Below are 16,004 nucleotides of genomic sequence, written 5' to 3'. Positions count from 1 at the left end.
ATTTCACCCAAAAACACAACAAACCGATAAAATTTGACAAAGTTATTGATTGGAATATACAATATGTGCTATATATAATCAACACAATACCCAAGAAACTGTCGGCACAGACAAAATTCAATCAACAATAACAACGGCACAAACAGTGATGTTTGAATAATTTATCGTACAATTGGGGCAATAATCGTGAGCAAAACGCTACAAGATTCTGCAAGTAATTTTGACCTTATTAACCTTGATCTTCGCCCAGAGATCACTTTGGGCGATTTTCAATCCGCAAGTTTTCGTCCAATTTTGGAGGCCATCACCAAACTAAGCGATGGCAAACTGCACGAATTATTTATAGTTGGCGATCGCGGTTTTGGCAAAACACATTTGGCAAACGCCATCTACAATGAATACACGCGACATACAGGTAAGATGGTCATCAACCTAAACTTAAGCGAAATCATAGAACAAGATCCCCATGCCGAATCTCTTGTTGGTCTTGAGCTATTTGATTTGATTATTATTGATGATTTGCAATTGGTACGCCACAAGCAAGAGTGGCAAGAGGGCTTGTTTCATCTCATCAATCGCATTCGTGAACACCGCAAGCAGATTCTGTATTTTGCCACCATGCCAGCTCGTGAATTACAAATCAGCTTGTTAGACCTGCAGACTCGCCTATCGCTGGCACCCATGCTTACCTTGCCTGATAACAACGATGTCGAAGATCGTCGCATCTTGATAAATACCATCTTAAAAAAGAAAAACTGGAGACTGCCAGCAGAAATTTTTGAATATTTGGTTATCGAAGGCCCTCATAATGCAGGTGGCATCATCAGCGTTTTGGAATTTATCAAGCCTTTATTTACCAAATTATCACGCGTACAAATCCCAAAAAAAACCATCAACGAGGCCAAAGAAATTATCCTGCGTGAGACTTTTATGCTTGAGATTGCCGACAATGTAGTTACTACAGAGTATTGACAATCGATATTTTATTTACCAACCACAACAAGGATTATTATGAAAAAAATCACCATCGCCAGTGTATTGGGCATCGCCCTAGCCAGCAATATCGCCATCGCCAAAGTAGAACTTCAGGTTGATGACAATATCAAAGTTACCGCCATTAATGGACAAGAAATCCGACACGGACTTTTGCAACCTTTGCAAAAAACTTTTAGCCTAGAAGCTGGTCGTCATGTCATCACCGCACGCTATGACAGACTGTTTGACATCAGCAACAGCGACCACGACTACCTAAAATCTGACAACATCACCATTTCGGCAGATTTGGCGGACAATCAACAATATCAGCTCATTATGCCAAATCAGCCAAATAATTATAACGCTGCCAAAGAATATGCCAAAGCTCCAACCTTGGCAATCGCTCATAATGGCAACATCATCGCCCAAGAAAGCACTACTCAGAGCCGCACAGGACTGCTCTCAGGCATCACAGGTGCTATTGGTAATATGTTTGGTCGTGATAATCAAGCAGTAAATAGCAACCAACAAGCCATTGCTGCCATCAATCAACCGCCAAAAACAACCAATACAGCGAACAAAGACAATCTTGACGGCTTTATGCAACTATGGCTAAATGCCAGCGAAGAAGAACGAGAAAAAATCCGCCAATGGATTCAAAAATAAATCAACAAAAGCTCCATGTATGATGGAGCTTTTTTTGGTTCATTGCTGCATGCTAAACAGTGCCAAGCTGATAGAAATCACCGCCATGCCACCCACCAAGCCATAGACCGTCTCATGCCCAGCAGAATACCGCTTGGCTGCAGGCAATAGTTCGTCCATCGCCAAAAATACCATCGTGCCTGCAATCATGCCAAACACCCAACCAAAAATATCTGGCGATAAAAATGGACGCAAAATAAAATATCCCATCACTGCACCCAGCGGCTCTGCCAAGCCCGAAATCAAGCAGGCGACCACTGTCAGCCGTTTGTTTTGTGTGGCAAAATAAATCGGTGCGGCGATTGATATACCCTCAGGAATATTATGCACAGCGATGGCAAATGCCAGCGGTGCCCCGATGGTAGGACTGTCTAGCGTTGCAAAAAAAGTTGCCAAGCCCTCGGGGAAATTGTGTGCAGTGATGGCAAAAGCTGACATTAAGCCAATGCGTTTTAGGTAGCTTTGATTTTGATCCTGAAATCTTGGGTCATTAACATCAAGCGTTTCGTGCGGATTGGGAATCAGATGATCCAGTGCCAAAATCGCAAGCAAACCTGCCAAAAATGCCGCCGTCGCCCACACAAAGCCCAAATGCCCACCTGTGGTAAAGCTCTGCACCGCCTTAGAAAAAATCTCTGTCAAAGAAACAAATACCATTGCACCTGCAGCAAAGGCAAGTCCAAAAGCCAACACCCTAGGGCTTGGGCTTTTTTGGAAAAATACCAGCACGCTGCCCAGCACAGTTGCCAAGCCTGCAGCACAAGTAATCAAAAAAGCCAGCAAAACATTATCAATCATAATATTCTTAAGATTTATTAAACTCAAAAAGACCCATCATGAATACACGATGAGTCTTTGACTGTAAGACTGTCAGCAAAAATTATTTTGCCAAAACAGAAACATAGCGACGGTTAAACTGACCTTTGGTTTCAAACTTTACCACACCTTCGGTCAAGGCAAATAGCGTGTGATCACGACCCATGCCAACACCCTCGCCTGCATGGAATTCGGTACCACGCTGACGCACGATGATGTTACCAGCAACAACATCTTGACCGCCAAATACTTTTACGCCAAGCATTTTTGGGTTAGAATCACGACCGTTACGAGTAGAACCTGCGGCTTTTTTATGTGCCATGAGAATATCTCCTGTAAGAATACCACAATGGTATCAAAATATAAAAGTGAATTAAGCGTTAATGGCTTTGATATTTAGTTCAGTGAACCATTGGCGATGGCCTTGCTCTTTGTGATAGTGCTTGCGGCGACGATGCTTAACGATACGCACCTTTTTGCCACGACCATGGCTAACCACTTCAGCTTCTACACTGGCACCAGCAACGAGTGGCTCACCGATTTTAATATCAGCACCATTAACCACCATCAGCACATCTTCGATTTTTAGCGTATCGCCGACATTGGCTTTTAGTAGCTCAACTTTCAAAGTCTCGCCAACGCTGACACGGTGTTGCTTACCGCCACTTTTGATTACTGCGTACATCTTAGTTCTCCACAAAAACCTGTGTGTCGTGGCTATCCCTTTGACAGCACTTGATGACGAACACGACAAGGATATAAAATAAGCCGAAATTATACAAAATTTTGTGCAAAAAAACAAGGGAAATTTATAATTTTTTGGCAAAACAGTAGTTTGCTTAAGTCAATTGATCATACCGCCAGCCAATGCCAACACTGACCTTATCTATCCTACCAAACCAAACAGCAAGCCAGTTCAGACAAGCCGTGTGGCTTTTAGCCTGTTTTTAACCCTTGGATCTAACGCAAATACACCACTTGATTGGGCAATTCATTGCCAGCTGTATCATCGTCTGGATAATGCTTTCGCAACAAATTACCAATTTGCTCAATCAGCCGAGCCAACCCTGTTTGCATTTGCCCCTGTTTGAACAAATCAAGTGTCTGCTGGCATAGCTGCTGCCAGCAGTTATCATGTGCCTTTTGGTCAATGCCACGATCAGCAATAATCTCAAGATTATGCTCGCATAAATTCAAATAAATCAGCACACCCGTGTTTTGCTCGGTATCCCAAACCCTATGCGTGGCAAATAAGTGCAAGGCACGCTCGCGACAATCCTGATGATAGGCGGTGGCAATGGGCAGATGATTTTCAACAATCAAATAAATCTCGCCACGATGCCCAAGCTCGGCTGTTGCAATGCTTTGGCTGAGTTGTTGTTTGGTTTCGGCAGTTAGCCAGCGATTGTGCAGTGGTGGCACATGGATTAACTGACGACACAGCCGTGCCACACTTTTTGTTGATTGAATAAGCTGCATTACCAAGACCCTCCTGCACCACCACCGCCAAAGCTGCCACCGCCTCCGCCAAAACCACCGAAACTGCCACCACTGCCAAATCCGCCTCCGCCAAAACCACCGCCAAAGCCGCCCGAGCGATGATTGCCCATGCCAAGCGGTATGACGCCTTGTAATAGCAATAATATCAGCAGCACAAAAGCAGCAGCAACAGCGATGATTAAATTAGCACCACCAATGACAGCAACAGTAGCAAAACCAGCAGCACCCAATAACGACCCAATGAGTCGTCCCAATATCACTCGCAAAAATGACCCAAGCACCAAGGCAATGATAAACAAGCCAATAATATCAATACCAACAGCCTCATCGGTTGCATTGCTTGCAGCAGCATCAGCTCGTGCCAATGTCTCAGGATCGCTACGCAAACGCTCGTCAATCTTTGCGATGGCTGCTGACAAACCTTGTGCATATGCCGATTGCTTAAAGTTTGGGGTAATTTGCTCACGAATAATGCGTTTGACGGCAGCGTCAGGCAGCACACCCTCCAGTCCATAGCCTGTTAAGATATACAAATTTCTATCATTGATTGCTACAGCAATCAGCAAGCCATCATCTGTATCAGCACGCCCCAGTTGCCAGCGATTTGCCACCGCCATTGCATAATCAAAAATACTCATGCCATTGGTCGTTGGCACAATTACCAATGCCGCCTGTGCCAAACCATCTTGATAGATTTTTTGCAATTGCAAGCTAAGTTGCTGCTTTTCGTCAGCACTTAAAATACCAGCAGCATCAACCACAGGGCTGTTTAGGATAAGTTTATCATGCGTAACGGCAGCTGCCTGCGATGTTTTTGTCTGCTTAGGCTCTGGCGGATTGGCGGAACTGTCTTGTTGATTAACAAACTCACCGACCGATTGCTCAAGTTCACCCAGCACCGAATCTTGTTCACCTTGCTTGGTGGCCAGCACCAAGGCAGCAAGCTCATCTTCTTGGGCTGATGTGTATGAGCTTTCGGTATTTGCCAAAGCCTGTAGCCCAAACTGCACCGTCAGCACCCAGATAATAAGCAGCCACAAGCACCCTTTGGTAAGCCAATGGGCAGCCACATTATCATCTGTCATGGCTGTTGCATTTTTTGTTAGCAAATTTAGCATATATGATTATTTACCATCATTGCTTGTATTATTGCCACCAAAATTTACCTGCGGTGCGGTTGCAATAGCCACCTCATTATCAACAGTGAAGTTCGGCTTAGGCTGCATACCAAATACTTTGGCGGTCAAGTTGGTTGGAAATTGTCGCACGGTTGTGTTATAACTGCGAACTTCCTCAATGTAGCGATTGCGTGCCACAGTGATGCGGTTTTCTGTTCCTTCTAATTGGGCTTGCAAATCTTGGAACAAAGCATCTGCTTTTAGCTCTGGATAACGCTCCGAGACCATCATCAAGCGAGACAATGCAGAGGTCATCTGCCCTTGTGCTTGCTGATACTGCTGCATGGCTTGTGGGTCATTAAGCAGCTCTGGAGTCAGTTGCACACTGCCCACTTTGGCTCTGGCTTCGGCAACCTCACCAAACACTGCCTGCTCATGCGAAGCATAACGCTCAACCACTTGCACCAAATTAGGCACCAAATCAGCACGGCGTTGGTACTGGTTCACCACCTCTGACCAAGCGGCAGCCGTCTGCTCATCTTGGGCTTGCAAAGTGTTGTACCCACAGCCTGACATTGTCAAAGTTGTCGCCAACAAAGCTGGCAAAATCAAATGCTTTTTGCTATCAAATTTCATAATCACTCCCAAAACGCAGGTTAATAACGGTTAATGCAAAACCTGCCAATACATCACAAAACAATAAATAATCAAAGCCTTGGCTTATCATGCCATAACATACCGCCTTTGCTTGGATTTTTCAATCAACACTTACCAAATTTAGACAAAATTCACAAGCAAATCACCTTTGGGCTTGTCAAATTAGCCAAAATTAGGCTTTATTTGGCTTCTGAAAATCAAAAAATCAACAAAATCTGGCAAAATTCATAAAATTTTACGAAAAATTGCATTTTTTGCTAGATTTTAGAGAAATTTTGTGGCAAATTGCAACTATCAAGTGGATATATTGCTCGGATGCCAATGGTTGTAGCAATTTTGTATCCGATTTGAGTAAAGCAACTCATCGCCATCGCCAAAAGAGCGGTGATGATGTTTATACAGTAAACCCTTTGGGGTATGGTAAAGGAATTTACACTATGGAACAAATGATTGATGCCATCAATGGCGTTATTTGGAGTCCTGCACTGATTTATTTGTGCTTGGCAGCAGGCTTATTTTATAGTATTTTGACACGATTGATGCAGGTGCGTCATTTTAAAGAAATGATTCGCTTGCTGTTTGCTCGCAATGAATCACCAGAGGGTATCAGCTCATTTCAGGCACTGACCGTTGCGGTTGCTGGGCGTGTCGGTATGGGCAATATCGCAGGGGTTGCAGCAGCGATTGGTTTTGGTGGTCCCGGTGCGGTATTTTGGATGTGGATTGTGGCATTTTTGGGTGCTTCAACCGCCTATGTTGAGTCCACACTTGGTCAAATCTACAAAGAAAATGACCGTGGACAATATCGTGGTGGCCCCGCTTATTATTTTGATAAGTTTTTTGGTGGTGCTTTTGGGAAATTCTATGGCATTTTGGTCGCCCTATCGTTCATCATTTCTTGCGGATTGTTCTTGCCAGGCGTACAAGCCAATGGCGTTGTCAATGCCATCGTTGGTCTGACAGGCCCAGGCGAGATGGTTAATACCGTCTTTGGCGAGGTTGGTATGAATGCCCTGATTGTTACCCTTGTGGTTGTATCAATTCTAGGTCTGATTATCTTTGGCGGTATCAAACGCATCGCACGCGTGGCTGAATTTGTCGTACCATTTATGGCACTTGGCTATATCATCATGGCGGTATTGATTATTTTGTTTAATATCAACAAATTACCTGAGGTCATCAGCCTAATTGTTGGTGATGCCTTCACCGCTCAAGCAGGCTTTGGTGCAGCCATCGGCTGGGGTATCAAGCGTGGTGTATATTCTAACGAAGCAGGTCAAGGTACAGGCCCTCACCATGCCGCAGCTGCAGAAGTACAGCACCCTGCCCAACAAGGCATCGTGCAAGCATTTTCTGTATATATTGACACTTTGTTCGTCTGCTCGGCAACCGCCTTTATGATTTTGATGACTGGCATGTACAATATCCAAGGCACACTGCCTGAGGGTTCTTGGATTGTCCAAAACATCGATGTTAGCTCTGCGATGATTTCAACACCTGCTTTCACCCAAATGGCCGTTTCTAGCGTGTTTGGCAGTTTTGGTAGTATTTTTGTGGCGGTTGCGGTATTTTTCTTCTCATTTACCACCATCATGGCGTATTACTACATTGCCGAAACCAATGTGGCGTATTTGACTCGCTCAATGAAAACCACAGGTGCGTTATTTGCCATCAAAATCGTTCTGATGTTTGCTGTTGCCTATGGTGCGGTTAATTCAGCAGGTTATATCTGGAACATTGGCGATATCGGCGTTGGTCTGACGGCTTGGCTGAACATTATTGGTATCTTGCTCATCTTCTTTATGGCAAAACCTGCCATCTTGGCACTGAAAGATTATGAAGCCCAGAAAAAAGCTGGTGTGAGCAATTATACTTTTGACCCTGTCAAACTTGGCATCAAAAATGCCACTTTCTGGGAAAATCGTATCAATAAAAAAGACTAAGCTCACACAGCCAAAACCCTGCATTTTTGCAGGGTTTTTTATGCTAATTATCGCACCAAAATCCAATCACCAATCCAGTGGATAATGACAATTATTGATATGAATTATTAAGAAAAATAAAAATATTTATCCCATTTTTAAGCCTTGAGCAGCCACTCTTATAAATCCACTTTATCCACGACAGATTAAAACCCAAAACACCGCTTAAGCCATTTGTTTATCAAACATCACAGCAGGTTGTATATCAAAACAAAAAACTTGGCTCAATGCAAGCCAAGTTTTTATCATTACAAGTCAATCACAGCTTAGAAAAAGCCCATTGCTTTTGGCGAGTAACTTACCAGCAGATTTTTGGTTTGCTGATAATGGTTGAGCATCATCTTGTGCGTTTCTCGCCCAATGCCTGATTTTTTGTAGCCGCCAAATGCCGCATGGGCAGGATAAATGTGGTAGCAGTTTGTCCAGACACGACCCGCCTTTATCGCTCGTCCAGCACGATAAGCGGTTGTGCCATCACGGCTCCACACGCCTGCACCCAAGCCATACATGGTATCGTTGGCAATACTGATGGCTTCATCAAAATCCTTGAAGGTTGTAACAGCAAGCACAGGGCCAAAAATTTCCTCTTGGAAAATTTCCATGCTATTTTCGCCCTTGAATATGGTTGGTTCAATATAAAAACCACCGTCCACCTCACTGCGTGCCTCACCGCCTGTCAAGACGGCCGCTCCTTCGGATTTGCCCTTGGCAATACAGCCCAAGATTTTATCTTGCTGCTCTTTTGATGCCTGTGCTCCAATCATGGTCTCGGTATCTAAAGGGTGTCCTGTTTTAATTGTGCGTACACGCTCAACCGCCTTTTTCAAAAAGGCTTCGGCGATGCTCTCATGCACCAAAGCACGAGATGGACAAGTGCAGACCTCGCCTTGGTTTAGGGCAAACATCGCAAAACCTTCCAGTGCCTTATCCAAGAATTCATCATCTTTATCCATCACATCAGCAAAGAAAATATTGGGTGATTTGCCGCCCAATTCCAGTGTTACAGGAATGATGTTTTCGGAAGCAAATTGCATGATTTTTTGCCCAACTTCGGTTGAGCCTGTGAATGCAACCTTGTCAATGCGTGGACTGGTTGCCAACGCCTGCCCTACTTCTGCACCAAAGCCATTGATGACATTTAGCACGCCTTTTGGCAACAAATCCTCAATCAGTTCAATAAGCACCATGATACTCACAGGCGTTTGCTCGGCAGGTTTTAGCACAATACAGTTGCCCGCTGCCAGTGCTGGTGCGATTTTCCATGCCGCCATCAAGATGGGGAAATTCCACGGAATAATCTGCCCAACCACGCCAATTGGCTCATGAAAATGATAAGCAACGGTATCTTCGTCAATTGGTGAAATGCCACCTTCTTGGGCTCGGATACAGCCAGCAAAATAGCGAAAATGATCAATGGCAAGCGGAATATCAGCGGCCAGCGTTTCACGGATAGGTTTGCCATTTTCCCATGTTTCAGCCACCGCCAAAAGCTCCAAATTCTCCTCTAGGCGGTCGGCGATTTTTAACAAAATATTAGATCGCTCTGTAGGCGAGGTTTTGCCCCATGATTCTTTGGCAGCGTGTGCTGCATCTAGGGCAAGTTTGAGATCTTTGTCGTTTGATCTGGCGACTTTGGCAAATGCCTTGCCATCAACGGGCGAAATATCATCAAAATACTCGCCATCAGCAGGTGCAACCCACTCGCCACCAATGAAATTATCGTATGCAGGCTTGAATGAAACTTTACTGCCTTCGGTATTTGGGTTTGCATAACGCATAAACAACTCCTTTGTCTTTAAGTGAAAAGCACCGAGCAATTCAGTGAACAAATTTACTCGGTAAGATTATCATGCCTGTTTTTTATTCAATAATCAAGTCCATTTTGCAATCGCTTGCCTTTAAGATACAATTGTGTGATTTTATACAGATGCAAATTGCGTGTACCGACCCAGCTTTGTTTTGGTAATTTTTAAGATAAGCCAGCTGATTTTTGTTTTATTTTATTAGCATTCATAAAAATACCCAAGCCTAAAAGCACGATGATGATTGCAGTAACTTTTATCATATCCATCGGCTCATTAAGCAGTAAGTATGATGACACCGCACCGACAATCGGCACAATCAAAGACAGCGGTGCCACCTGCGATACAGGATATTGTCGCATCAAATTATTCCAAATCATATAGCCAACAATGGTCGTGATATAAGCCTGAAACAACACCGAGAACCATGCTTCGGCATTCATTTGGCTGGGCAGATTGATGAATAAATCCACCCCCTTCACCCACAGCGTCATCACAAACAAAGCAGGCAAGGAACAAAGGCTTGACCACACAATAAAAGCAATCATATCGCTTGGCTTGTAGCGTTTGATAATGCTATTACACACCGCCCACGCCAACGCTGCCAACAAAATTAGCCCAATGCCCTGTAGCGTACTTGCGGTATTTTTATGATAAATCAAAAAGACAAGCCCAAAAAAGGCGAGTACCATACCAGTGATTTGAATGCGATTGATACGCTCTTTAAACAACATTACGCCCAATATGATGGTAAAAAACGCACTGAACTGTAAAAATAACGCCGACAGCCCCACCGATAAGCCCTGATGAATAGCAAAATTCACCACCCACCACAGACCACAGGCAAATAAACTGCCATACAAAAATAGCACCGCCCAAGAGATGCCTTGTGGCTTTTTGATAAAAAATACCAAAGGCACAGCACAAAAAAAGAAACGCAAAAAGGTCAATAAAAATGGGTCAAGCTGACGCAAGCCCAAATCTATCACCAAAAAATTCATGCCCCATAATGTCGTGGTAAATAACCCCAAAAGCCACGCTTTGGCATCAAGTTTGTCTTTGTTCATGCTCATCTTTGATAAATATTGCAAGGTTCTGTTGCACAGCATAAATACACCAAGTGATTAGCAAAACTACAAACAACTTCACTTGGCGTACCATGCTTATCAAAACCGACCAGTTGCAGTTTAATATTTTGCCAAAGTGGCTTTAAAGACCTCTGGCTGTGTTGTGCCAAGTAAGATTTCTTGCAAGGTGCCTTGCTTATAAATCAGCAATGCAGGCGGACCAAACAACTGATAGCGTGCCAAAATCGCTTGGCTTTGCTCATTGGTTTTGGTAATGTCAAGTTTGACCACTTGATAGCTGGCAAGCTCATCAGGACGATTGGTAAACAAAGTTCGCTCCATCACGCGACATTGCACGCACCAATCAGCGGTAACATCCACCAGAACTTTGTCATGGCTTGCCAAAATTTTATCAAGCTCTGCCAAATCGTACACCCTGATATCTTGATTGGCAACCGCTGTCTGCACTGGCTTTTGCCAAGGTCGCCACGCATCTATCGCACCCAGCGTTGCACCATAAATCAGCAATCCTGCCCAAGCCATAGGAACAACCGCCAACAATCGCCGCCATGAACCAAGGGCAATCACAAGCCAAATCGCCAAGGCAACAAACCATATCGCCCATAGCAGCAACATTGATGGCGATACCAGCAAGCGTTCGGTCAAAAATAACGCCACGCCAAGCAACAAAAACCCACCCAGCGTGCGAATATGCTGCATCCACGCACCTGCCTTTGGTAGCCATTTGCCCTGTAGCGAGCCAACAATAATCAGCGGTATCGACAACCCAAAACCTAGGGCGAATAATGCCACAAAACCAAAAAGCAGATTGCCATTGGCAGCCACCATCGTCAATGCCCCTGCCATCGGTGCCGACACACAAGGCGACACCACCAATGCCGACAGCAAACCTGACAAATAACTGCCGCCGACCGTGCCAAGCCATCTGTCCGCCCAGCGAGCATTGTTGGTTAGTTTATTGGCAATGCTGGCAGGCAAGCGAAATTGCAGCCAACCAAACATCATCAATGCAAAAATAACAAACAACATCACCGCAACAATCAGCACTTCGGTGCGTTGTAGCCAAGAGCCAATGCCGAGGGCTTGCCCAAACCATGCAATCAACACCCCCAAAATGCCATAAGCACTTGCCACGCCAAAAGCGTAGGATAAAGACAAGATAAAGCCGTATTTTGCATTGGCTTTGGCGTGCTGCCTAGCAACAATATTGGCGACAATCGGCAACATCGGATAAATACACGGCGTAAATGCCAGTAACAGCCCTGCCAAAAACAACAAGGCAATCATCAGCAAGGGCGACTTATCATCACTGTTACTGTCATCGGGCAGGCGATGATTGAGTGGATATTTTGCCGTCTGACTGTCCTGCACGGCAGTTTGGTCGTCAAGCTGATTATTTATAGATTGATTATCGCCCAGATTGTCGGCAGCTGGCGGTATGCTCACGGCAGGTGGCGTGGGCTGATTGGGTGAGGTGATGGTTGATTGGCTTTGTGTCTTTGGTGGCAAGGCAGGCTGCTTCGCTCGCGTTGGTGCATCACTTGCTGGCAGACTGACAGGCAAGGCAATCAATTCTGGCGGATAACACAGCCCTGCTTTGGCACAACCCTGCCAGCGGATACCGATTGATTGATTATCCACCGCTGCCATGCTGGTTAGTTTTATGCGTGCTACAACATCGCCATCAAAAACTGGCACTGTACCAAAATTTGGGTCGTCAATGATGATTGGCTCTTTGTCAAAAGTCCATTCGCCAGCGGTGATTTGTGGTGGCAAGTCAAGCGATAAACGCTGTTTGTACAAATAATAACCAGAACGCACGCGAAATGTCAGTACCAGCTCATCATCAAGCTGTACAGCCTGCACATTAAAGGCTTCGGTAACGGGCAGAAATTTTGGCTCGTTTTTTATTTTGCCAAACAATGATGACAAATCCGTCGCCAGCGATGGTGATGGATAAACCACCGCACCGCCAAGCACGCCGATAAGCAAGAATGATTTTAGCCAATTTTTTGATACAGACATAACAAACCCAAATTTACCTACTGCACTGCCAAAAAGCCACGCGACCAATCGCCCAATTTTGCCAAAATGGTTTATTTTAGCACATAGATATTACACAATTTTTGCAATCAACAATCCATCTATTAGTCATTGCACGCAAAGATTGGCAAACTTGCCTTGGGTGCTGTGTTTATGCCAACAATCAAAGCACAACAAAGCCACCTTACAAATGCAAGATGGCTGGTGTTTAAGGCTCGTCTTGTGTGGATTTTTTGGCAAAGGCATCATTACGACTGTCCTCAAACTCCACCCAAACCGCACTCAAAATCGCAAGCAATACTGCAAAGCCCAACCCCAAAATCCACGCAAAATACCACATAATCCTCTCCAGTTGTTCATTAGTACAGAGTTTTTTCGTTTTGTTTGATGTAGGCTTTGGTAACTTTGCCACGCATGATGGCATAGCCCCAGCTGGTATATACCACAACGATTGGCAACAAAAAAATCACCACAAACAGCATGATGGTCAAGGTAAGCTGGCTTGAGGTTGCGTCCCACACCGTCAGGCTAGATTTTGGGTCTGATGATGACGGCATATAAAATGGGAACAATGCCACACCTGCTGTCGCAATAATACCAAGTAATGCCACAGCCGAGCTGACAAATGCCAATAAACTACGCCCAAGTTTTAAGCACACCGCCGTAAACAGTGGCATAAACACACCCAGTGCAGGCAATAGCCATAGTGCAGGATAATTGTAATAATTATTCAGCCATGCACCTTTTTGCACACGCACCTGCTTTGCCAATGGGTCAATCACAGCATTGGTATCAACATTGCCAACAATGACATAGCCGTCCAAGCCCTGCACCCAAAATCCCGCCAAGACAAATAATACGGCGGTCAAAACTGCCGCCCATGTAGCCAGTCGCTTGGCACGCTGATGAATGCCATCAACCGTACGATGTACCAAATACACACCGCCATGCATAATAAGCATACTCAAACTCACCAAACCACACAACAAGGCAAATGGCGACAATAACTCAAAAAATGAGCCTGTATAAGTAGAAACCAGATGCGTATCAAAAGCAAACGGCACGCCAAGCAATAAATTGCCAAACGCCACACCAAAAATCACCGCTGGCACTGCCGACCCTGCCAACAATAACCAATCCCAAGTCTGACGCCATGCCTTATTTTTTATCATGCTGCGATACTTAAAGCCAACTGGGCGGAAAAATAACGCCCATAACGCTGCAATCAACGCCCAATAAAAACCGCTAAACGCTGTCGCATACACCAAAGGCAGTGCCGCAAAAATCGCCCCACCTGCGGTAATAAACCACACCTGATTACCTTCCCAGTGCGGGCCTATGGTATTGACAATCACACGCCGCTCGGTATCGTCCTGACCAACAAAGGGCAACAGTGTACACACGCCGATATCATGACCGTCCATGATGGCAAAGCCTATCAACAACACACCGACCAACAGCCACCAAATCAGCTTGAGTGTTTCATAATCAAATAACATGGCTATACCTCTGTTTTGTTTGCTGGGTTAATCAAATGCGGCGAGGTTTTTTCGCCAAAATACTTGCCCGTGCCGAGACTTGCAGGGCCGATACGCACATACTTGACCATCAGATACATTTCGACAATCGCCAAGATGACATAAAAAATCACAAACCCAGCCAAAGACCACAAGACATTTTTGACATCAATATTAGAAACGGATAGATAGGTTGGCAAAACACCATATACCGTCCATGGCTGGCGACCATATTCAGCCACAAACCAGCCAGCCTCGATGGCGATCCATGGTGCAGGTATCATGAACAGGGCAAATCTTAAGAGCCATTTTTTCTGCATAAAATTGCCCTTTAAGGTGAAAAATAAGCACAAAGTGTACAAAATCAACATCAGCACACCCATGCCGACCATCATACGAAATGACCAGAACATCGGCGTTACACGAGGCACACTGTCATCAACTGCCTTTGAGAGCATTTCTGGAGTGATTTTGCTCATGTCATCTGTATATTTTTTGAGCAATAAACCAAAGCCCAAATCCTGTTTGTGCTTCTCAAAAACATCAATCAATGCCTGTGGATTCTCCATACCACGAGCTTTATTTTCACGCATCAAATCCAACGCACTGACTGCTGTTACGCCATTGATTATGCGTTTGGCATTGAGTTTTTTGATATCATGAATGCCCAAAATCTGCTTATCCACCGAGCGAGTACCGATCAGCCCCATCATATAAGGCACTTGTACCGCCCAGTTGTTTTTTTGCTCAGCTTCATTAATACTGGCAATGATATTAAAACCAGCAGGTGCAGGCTCTGTCTCCCACATCGCCTCCATGGTCGCCAGCTTGGTTTGTTGAGCCTGCCCTATTGAATACCCTGATTCATCACCAAGTACAATAGCACTACAAATCGCCGCAAAACCAAAAGCTGCCGCCACATGAAAACTCCGCTTGGCAAAAGCAATATCACGACCTTTTAGCAAATACCATGCCGACACCCCCAAAACAAAAGAAGCACCTGTTACATAGCCCGCCGAGACGGTATGAACAAATTTATTTTGTGCATCAGGATTTAAGAAAATCTGGGCAAAGCTCACCATCTCCATACGCATGGTGTCATAATTAAACTCCGCACCGACAGGATTTTGCATCCAGCCATTTGCCACCAAAATCCACAACGCTGACAAACTTGTACCCAGTGCCATAAGCAGTGTAGTAGTAAAATGCTGCAACCGCGACATTCTATCCCAACCAAAGAAAAACAAGCCCACCATAGTTGATTCTAAGAAAAACGCCATCAGACCCTCAATGGCGAGCGGTGCACCAAAAACATCACCAACATATTGCGAATAATACGACCAGTTCGTCCCAAACTGAAACTCCATGGTGATGCCTGTGGTAACGCCCAGCACAAAGTTAATGCCGAACAACTTACCCCAAAAGCGGGTCATGTCCTTCCAGATTTCTTTGCCTGTCGTCAGATAAACCGCCTCCATGATGACCAATAGCCAAGTCATGCCAAGCGTCAAAGGAACAAACAAAAAGTGAAACAGTGCGGTAGCGGCAAATTGCAGCCGTGATACATCGACCAGATATTCGGTAATCATACCAAATCCTTTATGAGACCAAGTCATTCTCTCCAAGACAACAACTTATCATCAGATACACAAGTAGCAACCCAGTCCTTGCGTTGTCAGATAGACAAAGCATTATTATAACGAACAACTTTTATAAAAGCCATAGACAATTTGTCAAGCCAACTAATATTTGGCAAATGTAGCAGTCGCTGCCTTGGGCTCAAAAAAAACACGCCAGCATT

At 44.8% G+C, this 16,004-nt stretch carries 15 protein-coding genes; 3 read left to right on the top strand and 12 right to left on the bottom strand.

Annotation, left to right across the window (positions count from 1 at the left end):
- Positions 1-186: 186 nt before the first annotated feature.
- Complete coding sequence (locus EL162_RS05465; protein WP_126330647.1) at positions 187-972, top strand: DnaA ATPase domain-containing protein; 786 nt, start codon at positions 187-189, stop codon at positions 970-972.
- A gap of 39 nt (positions 973-1,011) precedes the next feature.
- Positions 1,012-1,641: a DUF2057 family protein gene (locus tag EL162_RS05460; RefSeq protein WP_126330645.1), complete on the top strand. Its 630-nt coding sequence runs from the start codon at positions 1,012-1,014 to the stop codon at positions 1,639-1,641.
- Between the two features lie 39 nt (positions 1,642-1,680).
- Here EL162_RS05460 and zupT read toward each other — a convergent pair whose 3' ends face one another.
- The 6 genes from zupT to EL162_RS05430 form a co-directional block, all read right to left on the bottom strand.
- Positions 1,681-2,478: a zinc transporter ZupT gene (gene zupT / locus EL162_RS05455; protein ID WP_076554397.1), complete on the bottom strand. Its 798-nt coding sequence runs from the start codon at positions 2,476-2,478 to the stop codon at positions 1,681-1,683.
- Positions 2,479-2,560: 82 nt separating this feature from the next.
- Complete coding sequence (gene rpmA, locus EL162_RS05450) at positions 2,561-2,818, bottom strand: 50S ribosomal protein L27 (RefSeq protein WP_003659274.1); 258 nt, start codon at positions 2,816-2,818, stop codon at positions 2,561-2,563.
- Positions 2,819-2,869: 51 nt separating this feature from the next.
- Entirely contained in the window at positions 2,870-3,181 is a 312-nt protein-coding gene (gene rplU / locus EL162_RS05445; protein WP_076554396.1) for a 50S ribosomal protein L21, read from the bottom strand.
- 275 nt (positions 3,182-3,456) lie between these two features.
- Positions 3,457-3,975 carry a TPM domain-containing protein gene (locus EL162_RS05440; RefSeq protein WP_126330643.1) on the bottom strand — a complete coding sequence of 173 codons (519 nt, stop codon included), beginning with the start codon at positions 3,973-3,975 and terminating at the stop codon, positions 3,457-3,459.
- Positions 3,975-5,081, bottom strand: coding sequence for a TPM domain-containing protein (locus tag EL162_RS05435; RefSeq protein ID WP_126330641.1), 1,107 nt, complete (start codon positions 5,079-5,081; stop codon positions 3,975-3,977). Before EL162_RS05435 ends, EL162_RS05440 begins: the two co-directional genes overlap by 1 nt.
- A 39-nt stretch (positions 5,082-5,120) precedes the next feature.
- Positions 5,121-5,750: a LemA family protein gene (locus EL162_RS05430; RefSeq protein ID WP_126330639.1), complete on the bottom strand. Its 630-nt coding sequence runs from the start codon at positions 5,748-5,750 to the stop codon at positions 5,121-5,123.
- Positions 5,751-6,208: 458 nt separating this feature from the next.
- Here EL162_RS05430 and EL162_RS05425 point away from each other — a divergent pair, with 458 nt between their 5' ends.
- Complete coding sequence (locus tag EL162_RS05425; protein WP_126330637.1) at positions 6,209-7,714, top strand: alanine/glycine:cation symporter family protein; 1,506 nt, start codon at positions 6,209-6,211, stop codon at positions 7,712-7,714.
- Between the two features lie 305 nt (positions 7,715-8,019).
- Here EL162_RS05425 and exaC read toward each other — a convergent pair whose 3' ends face one another.
- From exaC to EL162_RS05395, 6 genes are all read right to left on the bottom strand, one after another.
- The gene (exaC, locus tag EL162_RS05420) at positions 8,020-9,531 is read right to left on the bottom strand and encodes an acetaldehyde dehydrogenase ExaC (RefSeq protein WP_126330635.1); all 1,512 of its coding nucleotides are present in this window, start codon (positions 9,529-9,531) and stop codon (positions 8,020-8,022) included.
- 191 nt (positions 9,532-9,722) lie between these two features.
- A complete protein-coding gene (locus tag EL162_RS05415; RefSeq protein ID WP_197718962.1) occupies positions 9,723-10,664 on the bottom strand; it encodes an EamA family transporter in 942 nt (313 codons plus the stop codon).
- Between the two features lie 78 nt (positions 10,665-10,742).
- Positions 10,743-12,668 carry a protein-disulfide reductase DsbD gene (gene dsbD / locus EL162_RS05410; protein WP_126330633.1) on the bottom strand — a complete coding sequence of 642 codons (1,926 nt, stop codon included), beginning with the start codon at positions 12,666-12,668 and terminating at the stop codon, positions 10,743-10,745.
- Positions 12,669-12,894: 226 nt separating this feature from the next.
- Positions 12,895-13,026 (bottom strand): cytochrome bd-I oxidase subunit CydX, encoded by a 132-nt coding sequence (cydX, locus tag EL162_RS05405; RefSeq protein ID WP_076554392.1) that lies wholly within the window; start codon positions 13,024-13,026, stop codon positions 12,895-12,897.
- A gap of 19 nt (positions 13,027-13,045) precedes the next feature.
- Positions 13,046-14,185, bottom strand: a complete 1,140-nt coding sequence (cydB, locus tag EL162_RS05400; RefSeq protein ID WP_126330631.1) for a cytochrome d ubiquinol oxidase subunit II — start codon at positions 14,183-14,185, stop codon at positions 13,046-13,048.
- Between the two features lie 2 nt (positions 14,186-14,187).
- Positions 14,188-15,792, bottom strand: coding sequence for a cytochrome ubiquinol oxidase subunit I (locus tag EL162_RS05395; RefSeq protein WP_126330629.1), 1,605 nt, complete (start codon positions 15,790-15,792; stop codon positions 14,188-14,190).
- Positions 15,793-16,004: the final 212 nt, after the last annotated feature.

Source organism: Moraxella cuniculi (assembly GCF_900637105.1).
GTDB classification, from domain to species: domain Bacteria; phylum Pseudomonadota; class Gammaproteobacteria; order Pseudomonadales; family Moraxellaceae; genus Moraxella; species Moraxella cuniculi.
The sequence above is the reverse complement of the archived record's forward strand: the minus strand, read 5'-3'. Positions and strand labels throughout refer to the sequence as shown.